The 13,905-nt window shown below is 74.9% G+C and carries 16 protein-coding genes; 10 read left to right on the top strand and 6 right to left on the bottom strand.

The features are described from left to right. Positions 1-80: 80 nt before the first annotated feature. Positions 81-1,187: a TetR/AcrR family transcriptional regulator gene (locus E1265_RS05550; protein ID WP_132929087.1), complete on the bottom strand. Its 1,107-nt coding sequence runs from the start codon at positions 1,185-1,187 to the stop codon at positions 81-83. A gap of 89 nt (positions 1,188-1,276) precedes the next feature. Between E1265_RS05550 and E1265_RS05545 the strand changes: the two genes are divergently transcribed. From E1265_RS05545 to E1265_RS05525, 5 genes are read left to right on the top strand one after another with little or no spacing between them, the layout of a single operon-like run. After that, positions 1,277-2,242, top strand: coding sequence for an ATP-binding cassette domain-containing protein (locus E1265_RS05545; RefSeq protein ID WP_243740551.1), 966 nt, complete (start codon positions 1,277-1,279; stop codon positions 2,240-2,242). After that, positions 2,239-3,015 (top strand): ABC transporter permease, encoded by a 777-nt coding sequence (locus E1265_RS05540; protein WP_132929085.1) that lies wholly within the window; start codon positions 2,239-2,241, stop codon positions 3,013-3,015. Before E1265_RS05545 ends, E1265_RS05540 begins: the two co-directional genes overlap by 4 nt. Before the next feature lie 3 nt (positions 3,016-3,018). Continuing rightward, positions 3,019-3,657, top strand: coding sequence for a transcriptional regulator (locus E1265_RS37850; RefSeq protein ID WP_132929084.1), 639 nt, complete (start codon positions 3,019-3,021; stop codon positions 3,655-3,657). Then, positions 3,654-5,171 (top strand): pyruvate, phosphate dikinase, encoded by a 1,518-nt coding sequence (locus tag E1265_RS05530; RefSeq protein WP_132929083.1) that lies wholly within the window; start codon positions 3,654-3,656, stop codon positions 5,169-5,171. Before E1265_RS37850 ends, E1265_RS05530 begins: the two co-directional genes overlap by 4 nt. Positions 5,172-5,194: 23 nt before the next feature. Further along, positions 5,195-5,782 (top strand): histidine phosphatase family protein, encoded by a 588-nt coding sequence (locus E1265_RS05525; protein WP_132929082.1) that lies wholly within the window; start codon positions 5,195-5,197, stop codon positions 5,780-5,782. 15 nt (positions 5,783-5,797) lie between these two features. Here the strand turns inward: E1265_RS05525 and E1265_RS05520 are convergent, their stop codons facing one another. Beyond that, on the bottom strand, positions 5,798-6,349 hold the full coding sequence (locus E1265_RS05520; protein ID WP_132929081.1) for a TetR family transcriptional regulator: 552 nt from the start codon (positions 6,347-6,349) through the stop codon (positions 5,798-5,800). Between the two features lie 157 nt (positions 6,350-6,506). Between E1265_RS05520 and E1265_RS05515 the strand changes: the two genes are divergently transcribed. Beyond that, entirely contained in the window at positions 6,507-7,037 is a 531-nt protein-coding gene (locus tag E1265_RS05515) for a carboxymuconolactone decarboxylase family protein (RefSeq protein ID WP_132929080.1), read from the top strand. Positions 7,038-7,059: 22 nt separating this feature from the next. On the opposite strand, the gene E1265_RS05510 is transcribed toward E1265_RS05515, so the two are convergent. Next, entirely contained in the window at positions 7,060-7,686 is a 627-nt protein-coding gene (locus E1265_RS05510) for a LysE family transporter (RefSeq protein WP_132929079.1), read from the bottom strand. 70 nt (positions 7,687-7,756) lie between these two features. On the opposite strand from E1265_RS05510, the gene E1265_RS05505 reads away from it, so the two are divergent. Next, positions 7,757-8,671: a LysR family transcriptional regulator ArgP gene (locus tag E1265_RS05505; RefSeq protein WP_132929114.1), complete on the top strand. Its 915-nt coding sequence runs from the start codon at positions 7,757-7,759 to the stop codon at positions 8,669-8,671. Here E1265_RS05505 and E1265_RS05500 read toward each other — a convergent pair. Continuing rightward, on the bottom strand, positions 8,661-9,068 hold the full coding sequence (locus E1265_RS05500; RefSeq protein ID WP_132929078.1) for a TIGR02611 family protein: 408 nt from the start codon (positions 9,066-9,068) through the stop codon (positions 8,661-8,663). The two genes, E1265_RS05505 and E1265_RS05500, sit on opposite strands and share 11 nt — an antisense overlap. 298 nt (positions 9,069-9,366) lie before the next feature. Continuing rightward, positions 9,367-10,239 carry an arylamine N-acetyltransferase gene (locus tag E1265_RS05495; protein ID WP_132929077.1) on the bottom strand — a complete coding sequence of 291 codons (873 nt, stop codon included), beginning with the start codon at positions 10,237-10,239 and terminating at the stop codon, positions 9,367-9,369. Positions 10,240-10,304: 65 nt separating this feature from the next. On the opposite strand from E1265_RS05495, the gene E1265_RS05490 reads away from it, so the two are divergent. Together E1265_RS05490 and E1265_RS05485 are read left to right on the top strand one after the other, a co-directional pair. Continuing rightward, entirely contained in the window at positions 10,305-10,694 is a 390-nt protein-coding gene (locus tag E1265_RS05490; protein WP_207930960.1) for a class I SAM-dependent methyltransferase, read from the top strand. Then, positions 10,655-10,969: a hypothetical protein gene (locus tag E1265_RS05485; protein WP_132929075.1), complete on the top strand. Its 315-nt coding sequence runs from the start codon at positions 10,655-10,657 to the stop codon at positions 10,967-10,969. The genes E1265_RS05490 and E1265_RS05485 overlap by 40 nt, the downstream gene beginning before the upstream one ends. 88 nt (positions 10,970-11,057) lie before the next feature. Here E1265_RS05485 and E1265_RS05480 read toward each other — a convergent pair whose 3' ends face one another. Continuing rightward, the gene (locus E1265_RS05480; RefSeq protein ID WP_132929074.1) at positions 11,058-13,115 is read right to left on the bottom strand and encodes a hypothetical protein; all 2,058 of its coding nucleotides are present in this window, start codon (positions 13,113-13,115) and stop codon (positions 11,058-11,060) included. 268 nt (positions 13,116-13,383) lie between these two features. Between E1265_RS05480 and E1265_RS05475 the strand changes: the two genes are divergently transcribed. After that, a partial coding sequence (locus E1265_RS05475; protein ID WP_132929073.1) for a hypothetical protein occupies positions 13,384-13,905 on the top strand: 522 nt, incomplete at its 3' end.

Genomic DNA, 13,905 nt, shown 5'->3' with positions numbered 1-13,905 from the left:
CCTGGCCGAGGCCCTCCCGGTGACCGGCCGCAAGCCCGTCACCTTCCACGGCGACTTCCCCGTTCCCGACTGACCGGGCCTCAGGCGGGACCCGCCCGCCGGTCACGGTGCCGTGCGGCGCCATGGCCGGCCGCCGCGTGGCCCGCGCCGCGCCCCTCGGCGCGGGCCACGACGAGACCGTCGCCCACCCGGACCGCGAACTCGACGCCGTCGTCGACCGAACCGCGGCCCAGGGCCGCGGGAACCGCGCCGCCGTCGTCGAGGACGACGCGCGGCCACGGCAGCTCCCCGGCCGCGAACACCCGCCGCAGGCAGCCGACGAGATCGAGAATCCTGAGCCGGGCCAGCCGACCGAGCTCGGCCGCGTCGCCGGTCACGACGACGATCGTCACCGCGTCGCCAGGGCGAGCCGCGCGCACCGCCTCCTCGGCGGCGGACAGCCGGGCCACGCCCAGCACGACGACCACGCCGTCGTCGCCGAGGTCGACCTGGCGGCCGGTGATCTCGTCGCGCAGGCCCCGGGGCGCCGTCCACCGGTCCGCCGCCGGCCGCGCCGGGGCGACGAACGGCAGGTGCGGCGGCTCCGCGTCCTCGGTGAGGGCGACGCCGGCCAGGTGTTCGGCGGCGCCGGCCAGGTCGAAGGGGTCGCCCACCCCCGGCACGAGCTCCGCGAGGCCGGCCGCGCCGTGCAGCAGGGTCAGCGCCAGCTCGGCGGGGCGCACCATCCGCTCGGGCGCCGCTGGGCGCGACTCGAGCGCCAGGGCGAGCAGCAGGGCCTCGAACCGGACGAGTTCGGCCAGCGCGGCCCTGGCCGGCGGGGTGTCGAGCACGCCGGACAGCGAACGCAGCTGAAGATGGCCGCTCTCCGGGGTGTCGCCGGCGAGCGGCAGCCGTTCGAGCCAGACCCGGGCGAAGGCGCCGAGCGCCCGCGCCGCCGAGTCCGGCGACTCCGCCGGCGGTTCGGCGGCGGCGCGGGCCCGCTCGGCGGCGTCGGCGAGCACCGCGAGGTAGAGCGCGCGCTTGCCGGTGAAGTTGGAGTAGACGGCGCCCCTGGTCAGCTCGGCCCGTTCGGCGATGCGGTCGACCTTGGCGTCGACGTAGCCCCGCTCGGCGAACTCCTCGCGCGCCGCGACCAGCACCGCCGCGCGCGTCCTTTCCTGCTGCTGGGCCCGGGTCAGCCTCACCATCGTGTCCCCTTCCGCCTCCGACGTGGCATGATACAACCGACATCCAGATGGCGTCGTCATCGGAAAACTATGAGCATCGGAGTGTTGGCGTGGCTGACAAGGGGTTCGAGGTCGAGGGGCTGGTCAGAAGATTCGGCCGGACCACCGCGGTCGACGGGGTGAGCCTCTCGGCCCCGCGCGGCCAGGTGCTCGGCCTGCTGGGGCCCAACGGAGCCGGCAAGACGACCGTCGTCCGGGTGCTTGCGACCCTGCTGCGCCCCGACGCCGGCCGGGTGCGGGTGGCCGGCGTCGACGTGCGGCGAGATCCGGCCGGGGTCCGCCGGCGCATCGCGCTCTCGGGCCAGCACACCAGCGTCGACGAGGAGCTGTCCGGGCGGTCCAACCTGGTCGTGATCGGCCGGCTCCTCGACCTCGGCCGGCGGGACGCCCACCGGCGGGCCGGCGAACTGCTGTCCCGCTTCGGCCTCGACGAGGCGGCCGACCGGCCCGTCGCCACCTACTCGGGCGGGACGCGCCGCCGGCTCGACCTCGCCGCCAGCCTGGTGGGGCGGCCCGAGGTGGTGTTCCTCGACGAGCCCTCGGTCGGCCTCGACCCGGGGAAGCGCGACGAGTTGTGGCGGATGATCCGCCGGCTCGCCGAGGACGGCGTCACGGTCCTGCTCACGACGCAGTACCTGGAGGAGGCCGACGCCCTCGCCGACTCGATCACCGTCATCGACCACGGCCGGGTGATCGCCTCCGGCATACCCGCCGACCTCAAGCGCGCGGTCGGCGGGCACACGATCGTCCTCCGGCCGGCCGACGTCGCCGACCTCGACGCCGCGGCGGCCGTCCTCGCCCACGTCACGGGCCGGGAGCCCGGCCGGTCACGCCGGCACGAGCTCGTCGTCCCGGTCGCCGGCGACGCGGAGTTCTTCGAGATCGCCGAGCGGCTCAGGGCGCGGGACGTCGCCGTCGGCGAGCTCGCCTTCCGGCTGCCAAGCCTCGACGAGGTCTTCCTGTCCCTGACCGGCGCCACCGCCACCGCCACCGCCACCGTCGAGGACGCCGCATGACCACGCCCCGCCGCCTCGCCACCCTCCGGCACAGCGCCGTCCTCGCCCGACGCAGCCTCGCCAAGACCAGCCGCAACCCGGGCCCGGTCGTCAACGGCGTCGTCACCCCCGCGCTGTTCCTGGTCCTCTTCCTGTACCTGTTCGGCCGCCCGGTCGCCGGCTCCACCGCCGAGTACGCGCAGTACCTGTTCCCCGGGATCCTCGTCATGGGCGCCGGTCTCGCCGGCATGATCTCCACCGGCTCGGCCATCAACCTCGACCTGAGGAACGGCGTCACCGACCGGTTCCGCAGCCTCCCGATCAGCCGCACGGCACCGCTGCTCGGCTCCGTGCTGGCCGATGTCCTCCGCTACCTGGTCGCCGTCGCCGTCCTGTTCGCCATCGGCGCGCTGCTCGGGTTCCGCCCCCAGGGCGGCGCCCCCGCCGCGCTGGGGGCCGCCGGGCTCGCGATCCTCTTCGGCTTCTGCCTCAGCTGGCTCACGGTCCTCATCGGCGTCCTCGTCAGGAGCGCCGAGGCCGTGCTGGCGTTCAGCTTCGTCGCCTTCCTCCCGCTCCAGCTCGGCAGCAGCCTGGCCGCCCCGACCGACACCCTGCCCGGCTGGCTCCGGGCCTGGGCCGACGTCAACCCCGTCACCCATGTCATGGACGCCTGCCGTGCCCTGCTGAACGGAACCCCGGACGCGGGCAGCGTCGGCCGCACCCTGCTGTGGTCGGCCGTCCTGTTCGCCGTCTTCTGCCCGCTCGCCGTCCGCGCCTACGGCCGCCAGGAGTAACCCATGCCCATCGACGACACCGCACCGGAAACCCGGGCCACGGACCCCGCCCTGCTGGTCCTGCACGCCCTGCGCTGCGCGGGCGCCGCCGGCCTCGCCAGGCTCCACGCGGTCACCGGCCTCGCCGAGCCCGACCTCGAGTCCCAGCTCATCGACCTCGGGGTCGAGGGCCTCGTCACCCGCTTCTCCGCCGACCTGCCCGACTGGCTGCTCACCGAGGCCGGCCGCGCCGCGGACGCCGAGCGGATCGCCCACGAGCTCGACTCGGCCGGCGCCCGCGGCGCCGTCACGGCGGCGTTCGACCGCTTCCTCGTCCTCAACCCGGAGCTGCTCGACCTCTGCGCGGCCTGGCAACTCCACACCGTCGACGGCGCCGTGACCGCCAACGACCACTCGGACCCGGCCTACGACGCCCGGGTACTCGACCGGTTCGCCGACCTCGACCGGCGCCTCGCCCCGGTCCGCGCCGAACTGGCCGCCGCCCTGCCCCGGTTCGACCGCTACCGCCTCCGCCTCACCCACGCCCTCGAACGCGCCCGGGCCGGCGCGCTCGAGTACGTGACCGACGGCACCGCCTCGTACCACACCGTGTGGGCGGAGTTGCACGAGGACCTGCTCACCACCCTGGGGAAGCGGCGATGAGGTGGATCCGGGCGATCTCCGCCGAACTGCTCGGGGAGGAGGCGGAGACGCTGGGCGGCAAGGCCATCGGGCTCGCCCTGCTGCACCGCCTCGGCCTGCGGGTGCCGGCCGGATTCGTCGTCACCACCCGGGCCTGCCGCGCCTTCCTGCGGGACGGGCGCCTGCCCGCCGGTCTCGACGACGAGCTCATGACCGCCGTCGCCGACCTCGAACGCGCCACCGGGCGCGCCTTCGGCGGGCCGGGGAGGCCGCTCGCGGTGTCGGTGCGCTCCGGCGCGAGCGTGTCGATGCCCGGCATGCTGGCCACGATCCTCGACCTCGGCCTCACCACCGGGACCACCGAGGCCCTGGCCGTCGAGACGGGCGACCGGCCGTTCGCGCTCGACTCGCGGCGACGGCTCCTGGCCGGCCTCGCCGCCGCCGTCCCCGCCTGCGGCCCGGTTCCCGACGACGCCGCCGGCCAGTTGCGGCTGGCGCTCCAGGCCGTGTTCTCCTCCTGGGACGCGCCACGCGCCCGCACCTACCGCGCGGTGCACGACATCCCGCACGACCTCGGCACGGCCGCGATCGTCCAGGCGATGGTGTTCGGGAACCGCGACGACCACAGCGGCACCGGGGTCGCGTTCAGCCGCGATCCCACCACCGGCGAGAACCTGCCGTTCGGCGAGGTCCTCTTCGGGCGCCAGGGAGAGGACGTCGTCTCCGGCGGGACGACCACCCGGCCGCTGCGCGCGCTCGCCGAACGGGAGCCGGCGGTGTGGGCCGAGCTGCACGCCGCCCTGCGGCGGATCGAGGCGCACTACCGGGACGCCTGCTACGTCGAGTTCACCTACCAGTCGGGCGAGCTGTGGCTGCTCCAGGTCAGGCCGGGGCGGTTCGCCGGGGGCGCGGCGGTCCGCGTCGCCACCGATCTCGTCGACGAGGGGGTCATCGGGCGGCACGAGGCGCTGCGCCGGGTCTCGCCCCGGCACCTCGTCCACGTCCGCACGCCGCGCGTCGCCCCGTCGGCGGAGGTCGACGTCTTCGCCCGGGGGACCGGCGCCTGCCCCGGCGTCGCGGTCGGCCGGGTGGCGACCACCACGGACCTGGCGGTGCGCATGGCCCGGGAGGCGCCGGTCGTCCTGGTGCGCCCTGAGACCTCCCCGGACGACATGCGCGGCCTCGCCGCCGCCACCGGGATCGTCACGGCGCGCGGCGGGCCGGCCAGCCACGCCGCGGTCGTCGCGCGGGCCATGGGCAAGCCGGCGGTCGTGGGCGTCGCCGGCCTCGTCGTCGATGTCGCCGGGGGCACCGTGACGGCTGGCGGTCGCACCCTCCGCGACGGCACTCTCGTCACCATCGACGGCACCGGCGGCGAGGTCGCCCTCGGCCGTCCCCTGGTCGTCGCCGACCCGGCCGGCGACCACCTCCGCCGGCTGCTCGGCTGGGCCGACGACGTCTCGGGCGACCGCTCGGAACGCGACGAGTCCCAGCGCCTCGCGGCGGCCCAGGCCGCGCTGGCGTCCCGTGAGTGACCGACATCGGAAGGAGCTCGGCGATGCCGACTCGACACGTCTACCTGCTGCGGCACGGCGCGGCCGACCCGTGGGGCGAACTGACCGACGTCGGGGCACGCCAGTCGGAGCTGGTCGGGCGGCGCCTGGCCGCGCTGCCGATCGACGCGGTGTGGCACTCCCCCCTCCCCAGGGCGGTGCGGTGCGCGCGGATCATCGGCACCCACCTGCCGGGCGCCACCGTGCGGGAGGCGGCGGAACTGGTGGACCACGTGCCGCACGTGCCGGCCGAACCCCCTCCCGCCTGGGCGGCGTTCTTCGACGGCTACGACGCCGAGGAGGCCGCGGCCGGCGAGCGGCAGGCCGCCGCCCTCACGACCAGGTTCGCGCGCCCCGCCGAGTCCGAGACCCACGAGGTCCTGGTCACCCACGCCTACCAGGTGGCCTGGCTGGTCCGGCACGCCCTCGACGCCCCGCCGGCCCGCTGGCTCGGCCTGAACTGCGGGAACACGGCGCTGACCGCCATCGAGTACCGCGACGGCGGGCCGCCGACGGTGCTGCTCTACAACGACATGGGCCACCTGCCGCCCGACCTGCGCTGGACGGGCTTCGGCGCCGGCACCCGCCCATGAGCGCCGGCCGCTGGTCTAGGTGAGTCGTTCGACGGCGGCGACGACCACGGCCGGGTCCTGGGGCTCGGTGTCGAGGGCGCGGTGGATCGTGAGGCCCTCGATGAGGGCGTCGAGCAGGCGGGCCGTGGTCGGGTCGAAGTGGCGTTCCAGGGCGGCGCGGCTGCGGGCCATCCACGCGTTGGTCAGCTTGCGGAACGCCGGTTCGCGGGCGGCGAGCGTGTAGAGCTCGTGGGTCAGGACGAGGTCGCGCCGGGTGCCGAACGCCTCCTCGGTGACGATCGCGACGACCGCGCGCCTGGCCGCCTCGACGTCCTCGGCCGCGGCCATCCGGCGTTCGAACCGGTCGCTGACCGACCGGGCGAAGCGCGCGAACGCCTCGTGCAGCAGCTCGTCCATCCCGGAGAAGTGGTACGTCATCGACCCCAGCGGCACGTCCGCCGCGGCGGCCACCCTGCGGTGCGAGGTGCCGGCGACGCCGGCCTCGGCGATCACGTCCAGGCAGGCGGCGATGATCCGCTCCCGCCGGTCGGGGTCACGACGGCGTGGGCCGCCCGGGCTGTCAGTCATGCTCGTCCTGGATCGACGCCGATGGTGATCCGCTCTCCTCCGCTCACCGTGATCACACCCTAGCCCGGGAGCGACGGCCGTCCGCCGTCCGTCACATCTCGCCCTCGCGATCCGTCAGTGGGGTGACAGCGAAGAGAGAGCCCCCGAGGAGGCGGCGATGGAAACGCGTTCGAGCACGGCATCGGTCACGGCATCGATCACGGCGGAGATCCCGATGGTTCCGCGGATGCCCGAGGACCCGGCCCAGCTCGTGCCCGAGCTGGCCGAGGTGTCGGCGGCGCTGTTCCGGGTCGTCGGCAACGGCTCGCTGCCGCGCCCCACGATCAGCCTGGTCCAGCTGCGCGCCGGTCAGATCGTCGGCAGTACCTATCTGACCGTGCTGCACACGGGGTTCCTCCGCAAGCTCGGGGAGTCGGAGGACCGGATCACCTCGGTGGCGTCCTGGTGGGACTCGCCGTACTTCACGAGCGCCGAGCGGGCCGCGCTGGCCCTGGTGGAGGCCGTGCTCTGGCCGCCGGCGGGCGGCGAGCGGGTCTCCGACGAGTTGTACGCGCTGGCGGCCGAGCACTACGAGCCCAAGGCGCTCGCCACGCTGATGTTCGCGATCGGGCAGGTCAACTTCTTCGTCGCGGTGGCGCTCATCGCCAAGCCGGTGCCCGGCCGGTCGTTCACCGACCCGTGGAGCTGAGCCCGCCCGGCGGCCGGTCCGTTCAGACCGTGCGGGCCAGCAGCAGGACGCCCATCGTGAGCATGGTGGCCGCGACCAGGACGTCGAGCACCCGCCACGCGCCGGGGCGGGACAGGACGCCGCCGAGGAGCCGGGCGCCGTAACCGAGGCCGGCGAACCAGGCCAGGCTGGCCAGCATCGCGCCGAGGCCGAAGACCCACCGCAACGAGCCGCGGTCGGCGGCGACCGAGCCGAGCAGCAGCACCGTGTCCAGGTAGACGTGCGGGTTGAGCCAGGTCAGCGCCAGGCAGGTGAGCACCGCGGTGCGGACGGAGCCCACCGGGTCGCCCTTCGCCGTCAGCGCCTGTCCGGCGGCGGGGCGCAGGGCCCGGCGGGCGGCCAGCACGCCGTAGCCGATCAGGAAGCCGCCGCCGGCGAGGCCGACCACGGTCAGCGCGGCGGGCCACGCGGTGACCACGGCGCCGAGGCCGGCCACCCCGAGCGCGATCAGGATCGCGTCGGACGCGGCGCAGATGCCGACCACCGCCAGGACGGCCTGGCCCCGCGCGCCCTGGCGCAGGACGAACGCGTTCTGGGCGCCGATGGCGACGATGAGGGAGAGGCCGGTGGCGAATCCGGCGGTGGCCGCCGGGAGGAACCCGCTGGTCATGTGGTCCGACGCTAGGGACCGCCGGAGCATCAGTACAGCTAATGTTTCTTACCTATCATTAGCTCTCGTGATGGCCGAACTGCCCTACGACCAGGTCCGTACGCTGCTCGCCGTCGTCGACGAGGGCACCTTCGACGCCGCGGCGGCGGCCCTGCACGTGACGCCGTCCGCGGTCAGCCAGCGGGTCAAGACGCTGGAACAGCGCGTCGGGCGGGTGCTTGTCACCCGCACGAAGCCGGTCAGGCCGACGGAGTCCGGGCAGGTGGTGGTCCGGTACGCGCGTCAGTTGGCCGTTCTCGAGCGGGACGCGCGGACGGAGCTGGGCATCGCGGCCGAGTCCGATCCGGCCCGGCTACCCATCGCCGTGAACGCGGACTCCCTGGCCACCTGGTTCCTGCCGGCCCTGACCCGGGTGCCGCGCGACCCGCCGGTCTGCTTCGAGCTGCACCGCGAGGACGAGGCGCACACCGCGAGGCTGCTGCGCGAGGGGCAGGTGATGGCCGCGGTCACCTCGTCGGTCGAGCCGGTGGCCGGCTGCACGGTGCGGCCGCTCGGCCTGGCGCGCTATCTGCCGGTGGCGAGCCCGCCGTTCGTGGCGCGCCACCTGTCGGCCGGGCCGCTGGAGCGCCGCCTGCCGGAGGCGCCACTGATCGTCTTCGACCGGCGGGACGAACTGCAGGACCGGTTCGTCCGGTCCCTCACGCCCGGCGGCCGGGGCGCGAGCCGGCTCCGCCACCACGTGCCCACCTCCGAGGGGTTCCGCGACGCGGTGGCCGCCGGACTCGGCTGGGGCCTGGTCCCCGAGCCGCAGGCCGAGCCGCTGCTGCGCTCAGGCGCCCTCACGGAGCTGGCGCCCGGGCGGCGGCTCGACGTGCCGCTGTACTGGCAGCAGTGGAAGCTGGACGTGCCGGCCCTGGCGCTGGTCGCCGAGACCGTCGCCACGGTGGCGGCGGAGTCCCTCCACCCCCAGGCGCTCAGTCGCTGATGGTCCAGGGCATGGCGAGGCCGAACTGCCACACGTACACCGAGAGCAGCACGGCGCAGATGATGACGGCGATCGAGGTCAGGATGAGGTTGCGGCGGCGCACCCGGGGATCGAGGGCGCGCTGCGCGGCCTCCGTGACCTTGCGCTTGGTCCACCGCAACACCAGCTGGGCCCAGACGAACTCGGTGGCCCAGATCGCCATGCCGGCGAAGATGACCAGCCAGCCGGGGCCGGGCAGCGGCAGCAGTATCACGCCGACCACGACGACCACGAGGCCGGCCAGGAACACGCCGACCTGCCAGCCCAGGTGGAGGGGGCGGGAGCGCTTCACGAACTTCGGCGCACGGGAACCCAGCGGCTTCATGTCGGCGGGACCCTGCACATCCATCTGACTCATCTCGTCGACCCCCCTGGCTGGCACTGGCACTGTCAGCCCGACGATGTCACCGGGTGACAGCGGAGACAAGTGACGGCGGGCCGACTCCCAGGCTAAACGGACGCCCGGCTCCGCGGCGGTCGGTCCCCGCCCGACGCGCCGCCTGAGGCGTGACGCGGTTCACCCGCCTCCGCCAGTGGAGCGGCACCGACCGCACCGCCCTGCCCTCCGCGTCGCGCGGCTTCACTATGGCGACGAGCCTGGCGGCGGCCGACGCCCAGGGCGTCGTCACCGGCCGTCCGGTGAGCGGCGGCGCCCGTCAGTCGGTCAGGCGGGTGCCATCGGGCGGGTCGATGCCGAAGTCGGAGCGCAGCAGCGCGACGAGTTCGGCATCGCCGGCCAGCTCCCGCCGCTCGATCACGGAGCCGTCGGGCGCGGTGACGGTCAGGGCGCGGCCGGCGATCTCCCGGTGCTCGCCGAGCGGGGTCGTGCGCTGGAGGTGGAGGGAGCGACGGAACGGCGACCGCGGGTGGGTGGCGACGTGCCAGTTCATCACGGCGTAGTCCGCCGGTTCGAACGGCTCCCGGTTGAACGCGTACTGGTCCCGCCAGGCGCCGTCGGTGAACCCCTGGAGCACCCACCGGTCCTCGAGGCCGGCCGGGTCCGGCTCGCGCACCAGCCGGTTGCGGCGCCGCGCGACGACCGACTCCCGCCCGGCCACCAGCGGGATCGCCTCCAACAGACCGCCGGCGGCCCCGAACCCGACGTCCGCCAGGTAAGGCTCAGGCTCGCCCGCCACCCCGACCAGCAGCGTCATGTGGGTGCGCGGCCTGACCGCGCCAGCGGCGCCGACCCGCACACGACCGGCGAGGCCCGTCACCCGGAAACCGAACGCCCTCAGGACCGCGGTGAACAGGGTGTTGTGCTCGTAGCAGTAGCCGCCCCGCCGCCGAAGGACCAGCTTGTCCTGAAGGTCGGCCAGCGCCAGGGACGGCGCGGTCCCGAGGACCACGGCGTCCAGGTTCTCGAACGGCAGCGCCGACACGTGCGCGCGGTGCAGGGACCGCAACGTCCGGGCGTCGGCCACCCGCGGCCCCGACCAGCCGATCCGGTTGAGATAGGCCCCCAGGTCGAGGCCGGCGGCCGGGCCGGCGCCCTCCGAGGCGACATCAGATGCAAGCGACGAACTCATGTCCGCAACGCTATGTCCAGGACCCGCCGCCCCGGTTCCGGCGCCGGATCGACTCCCCACCGGTCTTGCGACCTAAGCCCTCGGCCCGCCCCGCCGCCGCGCGCTTCCACCCCAGGGAGTGGGAGGACTTCGGGCCCCTCGACGGGCGGTCGGTGCTGCACCTCCAGTGCCACAACGGCGTGGAGACCATCGCCTTCGCCCAGCGTGGCACCGCGCGGGTCACCGGTCTCGACTTTTCCGAGGCCGGCCTCGCGGCGGCGCGGCGGAACGCCGAGGCCGCTGGGGTGGCCGTCGAGTTCGTCGCGGCGGACGTGTACGACGGGGTGGCGGCGCTCGGCGGGCGGACGTTCGACCTGGTGTACACCGGCCGCGGCTCCCTGATGTTCCTGCCCGACCTCGGGCCTGGGCCGAGGTCGTGGCCGCGCTGGTGGCCCCCGGCGGCCTGGCCTACGTGATGGAGTTCCACCCGCTGCTGAACTCCCTCGGCCGGCCCGGCGTCCGCCGCCTCGCCGAGCCGCTGACGCTCCGCCACGACTACCTGTCGGGCGGGCCGCCGACGACGTTCGACAGCCGGCGGACGTACGCGCCCTCCCGGCGCGGCGCGCTGGTGGAGGGCGCCACCGTCAGCCACGAGTGGACGCACACCGTCGTCGACGTGCTCGGCGCGGCGGGCCTGACCGTCGACGTCGACCGGCCGTGGGAGACGGACTGGGACGTGCTGCCGCGCTGAGAGGGTATGACCGAGGTGGCGCCCGGCTGGTGGCGCAGGCCCGAGGGGCAGCTGCGCGTCCCCTGCTGTATGCCGCGGGCGCGCGGCGTCAGGCCGTCCGGTAGGCGTCGATCAGCGTCTGCACCGTCGTGTTGCCGTCCGCGTCCGTCACCTCGGCCCGGAAGGAGACCGTGCCACCCGCGGGCGGGTTGGTCACCCGGATCCGGCCGTCGCGGACCCGGGCCCCGGTCCAGGTCGCGCCACCGTCGTGGGACACCTCGACGGTGAGCGAGGCCGGCGCGGCGGCGCCCAGCACGGCCACCGGGACCTGGACGGTCCGGCCGGCGGGTGAGGTGTTCTCCGGCGTGAGGGCGGGGGCGAAGCGGACGGCGGCGGCCGGCAGTCGGACCGTCTCGTCCGCACCGACCGGGCCGGATTCGAAGGCGTGGGAGGCGGTGACCTCCGTGCCGGCCGTCGCACCCGGACGGACGGCGGTGACGACCAGTTCGTAGGCGGCCTCGTCGCCCGGCACCGCGAACTCGAACCAGTCGGCCGACTCGTCCCAGACGGCGTACTCCTCGCCGTTCCGGTACAGCGTGACGCGCGCGCCCTCGGCCAGGCTGCCCCCCGCGTGGCCCGCGCCGTCGCCGAACGGGCTCGTGCCGCCGTGGATCACGTCGCCGGTGCGGAGGATCCCGCCGTCCCGGGTGTGCGGCGCGGGGCCGAACACGGCCGTGTTGAAGGACTCCTGGTAGCGGTGTCCGGCGCGGTACTCGCGGGGCTCGGAGCGGTGGAAGGACTCCTGGTCGCCGCCGGCGTCGAGCTGCCACAGCTCCTGGCTCCACCGGCCCGCGCCGGCCTGCACGAACACCTCGGTGACGCGCGGCAGTTCGCGCGCCTGCGCGGTGGCGAAGTCGACCAACGACGACCTGGTGAACAGCTCGCCGCGGCGGCCCTCGGCCCAGGCGCCCTGCCGGGTGATGATCCTGGCCAGGCCACGCAGCGGCACGTGCCGGTCGAGGCCGGTGTAGAAGCCGTCCTCGTCGCGGTCGACCAGGTGGTAGCGGCGGTCGCCGTTCTCCCACCAGGTGCTCACGGTGGCGAACATCCGCCAGCCGTCGGCGAGCTCGCCGAGCTGCGCGGTGCGGTGGCCCTCGGGCGCGCCGGGGTAGAGCCAGGTGGCGGCCATGCCGAAGGCGCCGTCCTCGGCCACGTACTCGTTGGTCAGGATGACGGACTCCTGCGTCGCGTCCTCGTCGGGGCCCGTCAGGTTCACCGGCCGGGCGTCGGCGGCGTCGAGGCGGACCGTCGTGTCGTCGGCGACCGTCACGTCGGGCCGGACCAGCCAGTCGGAGCCCAGCAGCGTCGTGCCGTCGTCGGCCCACTCCAGGAGCGTCGCCTCCACCGAGTACCGGCCGGCCGGCACGCGACCGGTGAGGGTGGTGCCGTCGTCGCTCGGCTCCAGCTCGTGGAACTCGCCCCGGTCGAGGTCGGCGACCAGGGTGGACGAGGGCACGGCCGGGTTCCCCTCCCGGTCAGTGGCGCGGACGGTCAGTTCGACGAGCGGCTCCTCACCGTCGGTCCGGCCGGCGGCGGTGTCCTCGGCGGGGGCGTCCAGGGCGATCGACGCGATACCGGGCGCGGCGGCCAGCGTCCCGTCGCGGCCGGTCGGGTCGGTCAACGACCGCCACACCGCGGCGGCCCGTTCCGGCGCGACGGTCAGCGCCTCGGCGCCGGCGGCGTCCCGCGCCTCCCCTTCGCGGTCGACGAGCAGTCGGAGCCCGTCCGCCGCGCCGCTGAGCGCGGTGACGTCGAACAGCCGCCGGTCCAGGACGTCGTCGGCGAGCAGCGGGCGCACGTCCGCCGGCAGCACCAGGGTCGAGTCGGCCGTCCTGACGATCTGCACGGGTATCCGCTCCCGCCCCGGCGCCCGGACCAGGCCGGCGGCCTCCCCGGCGTCGTTCAGCACGACGCGGTCGCCGGTGACGAGCGTGACCAGGCGCTCGTCCGCACCCCGCGCCCCCTGCCCGGCCGACGCGCCGGGCGCGGGTTCGGCGGCGGCTCCGGAGGCGGCGGGACCGGCGGCGAGGGTCGCGGTCACGGCCGCGCAGGCGATCGCGGCGCTCGCCCACGGCCGGTGTGATCGTTGGGAGAAGAGCAGATGCATACTGCGTATATACCACGTATGCACGAGCCCTGACGGCTCGCCGGCACCGGCCCCTCGCCGGTCGGCGCCGTCACGGCCCGACCGCTCGCGAAAGCACACGCCCGACGCAGCCACACCTCAGGAAATGCTCAAGAAACGTCAGACGGCATTCACCTCCGGGAACACCTCTCGCTAATCTCCCGCCACAAGTCCGTTGCACCACGGCCCCGTTGACACGCCGGCAGGTTCGCCGGCGCGCGTCCGGGCCGTGGCCGAACAGGGAGCACCCATGCCCAAGCTCCGCAGGCCCACCAAGAGAACCGTGCTGCGCGCCGGCGCCGTCCTGGCCGCCGCCGTCGCCCTGCCCGTCCTGGCGACCCCCAGTGCCCAGGCCATCGACTGGGACCACACCCTGCACACCGACGACGCCGACCCCGGCGGCCGCCTGCGGTTCGAGGCCCTCGGTGACATCGTGCAGATCTGCGACATCGAGGCCGACGGCTGGGCCGTCGAGGTCGAGGTCTACGACACCGTCCACAACTACACCGTGGACAGCTTCAGCATCGGCGGCAACGGCAGGTGCATGGACCACGACGTGGACGACGGCCACAACCTGGTCGAGGGCCGCTACTACGACTTCACGGTCTCCCTGGTGCACAGCGGCGGCCTCAACCAGTACCACGACTGCACGGGTATCCGCTCCCGCCCCGGCGCCCGGACCAGGCCGGCGGCCTCCCCGGCGTCGTTCAGCACGACGCGGTCGCCGGTGACGAGCGTGACCAGGCGCTCGTCCGCACCCCGCGCCCCCTGC

The sequence above is a fragment of the Streptomyces sp. 8K308 genome, assembly GCF_004348315.1.
Classification (GTDB): domain Bacteria; phylum Actinomycetota; class Actinomycetes; order Streptomycetales; family Streptomycetaceae; genus Streptomyces.
The sequence above is the reverse complement of the archived record's forward strand: the minus strand, read 5'-3'. Positions and strand labels throughout refer to the sequence as shown.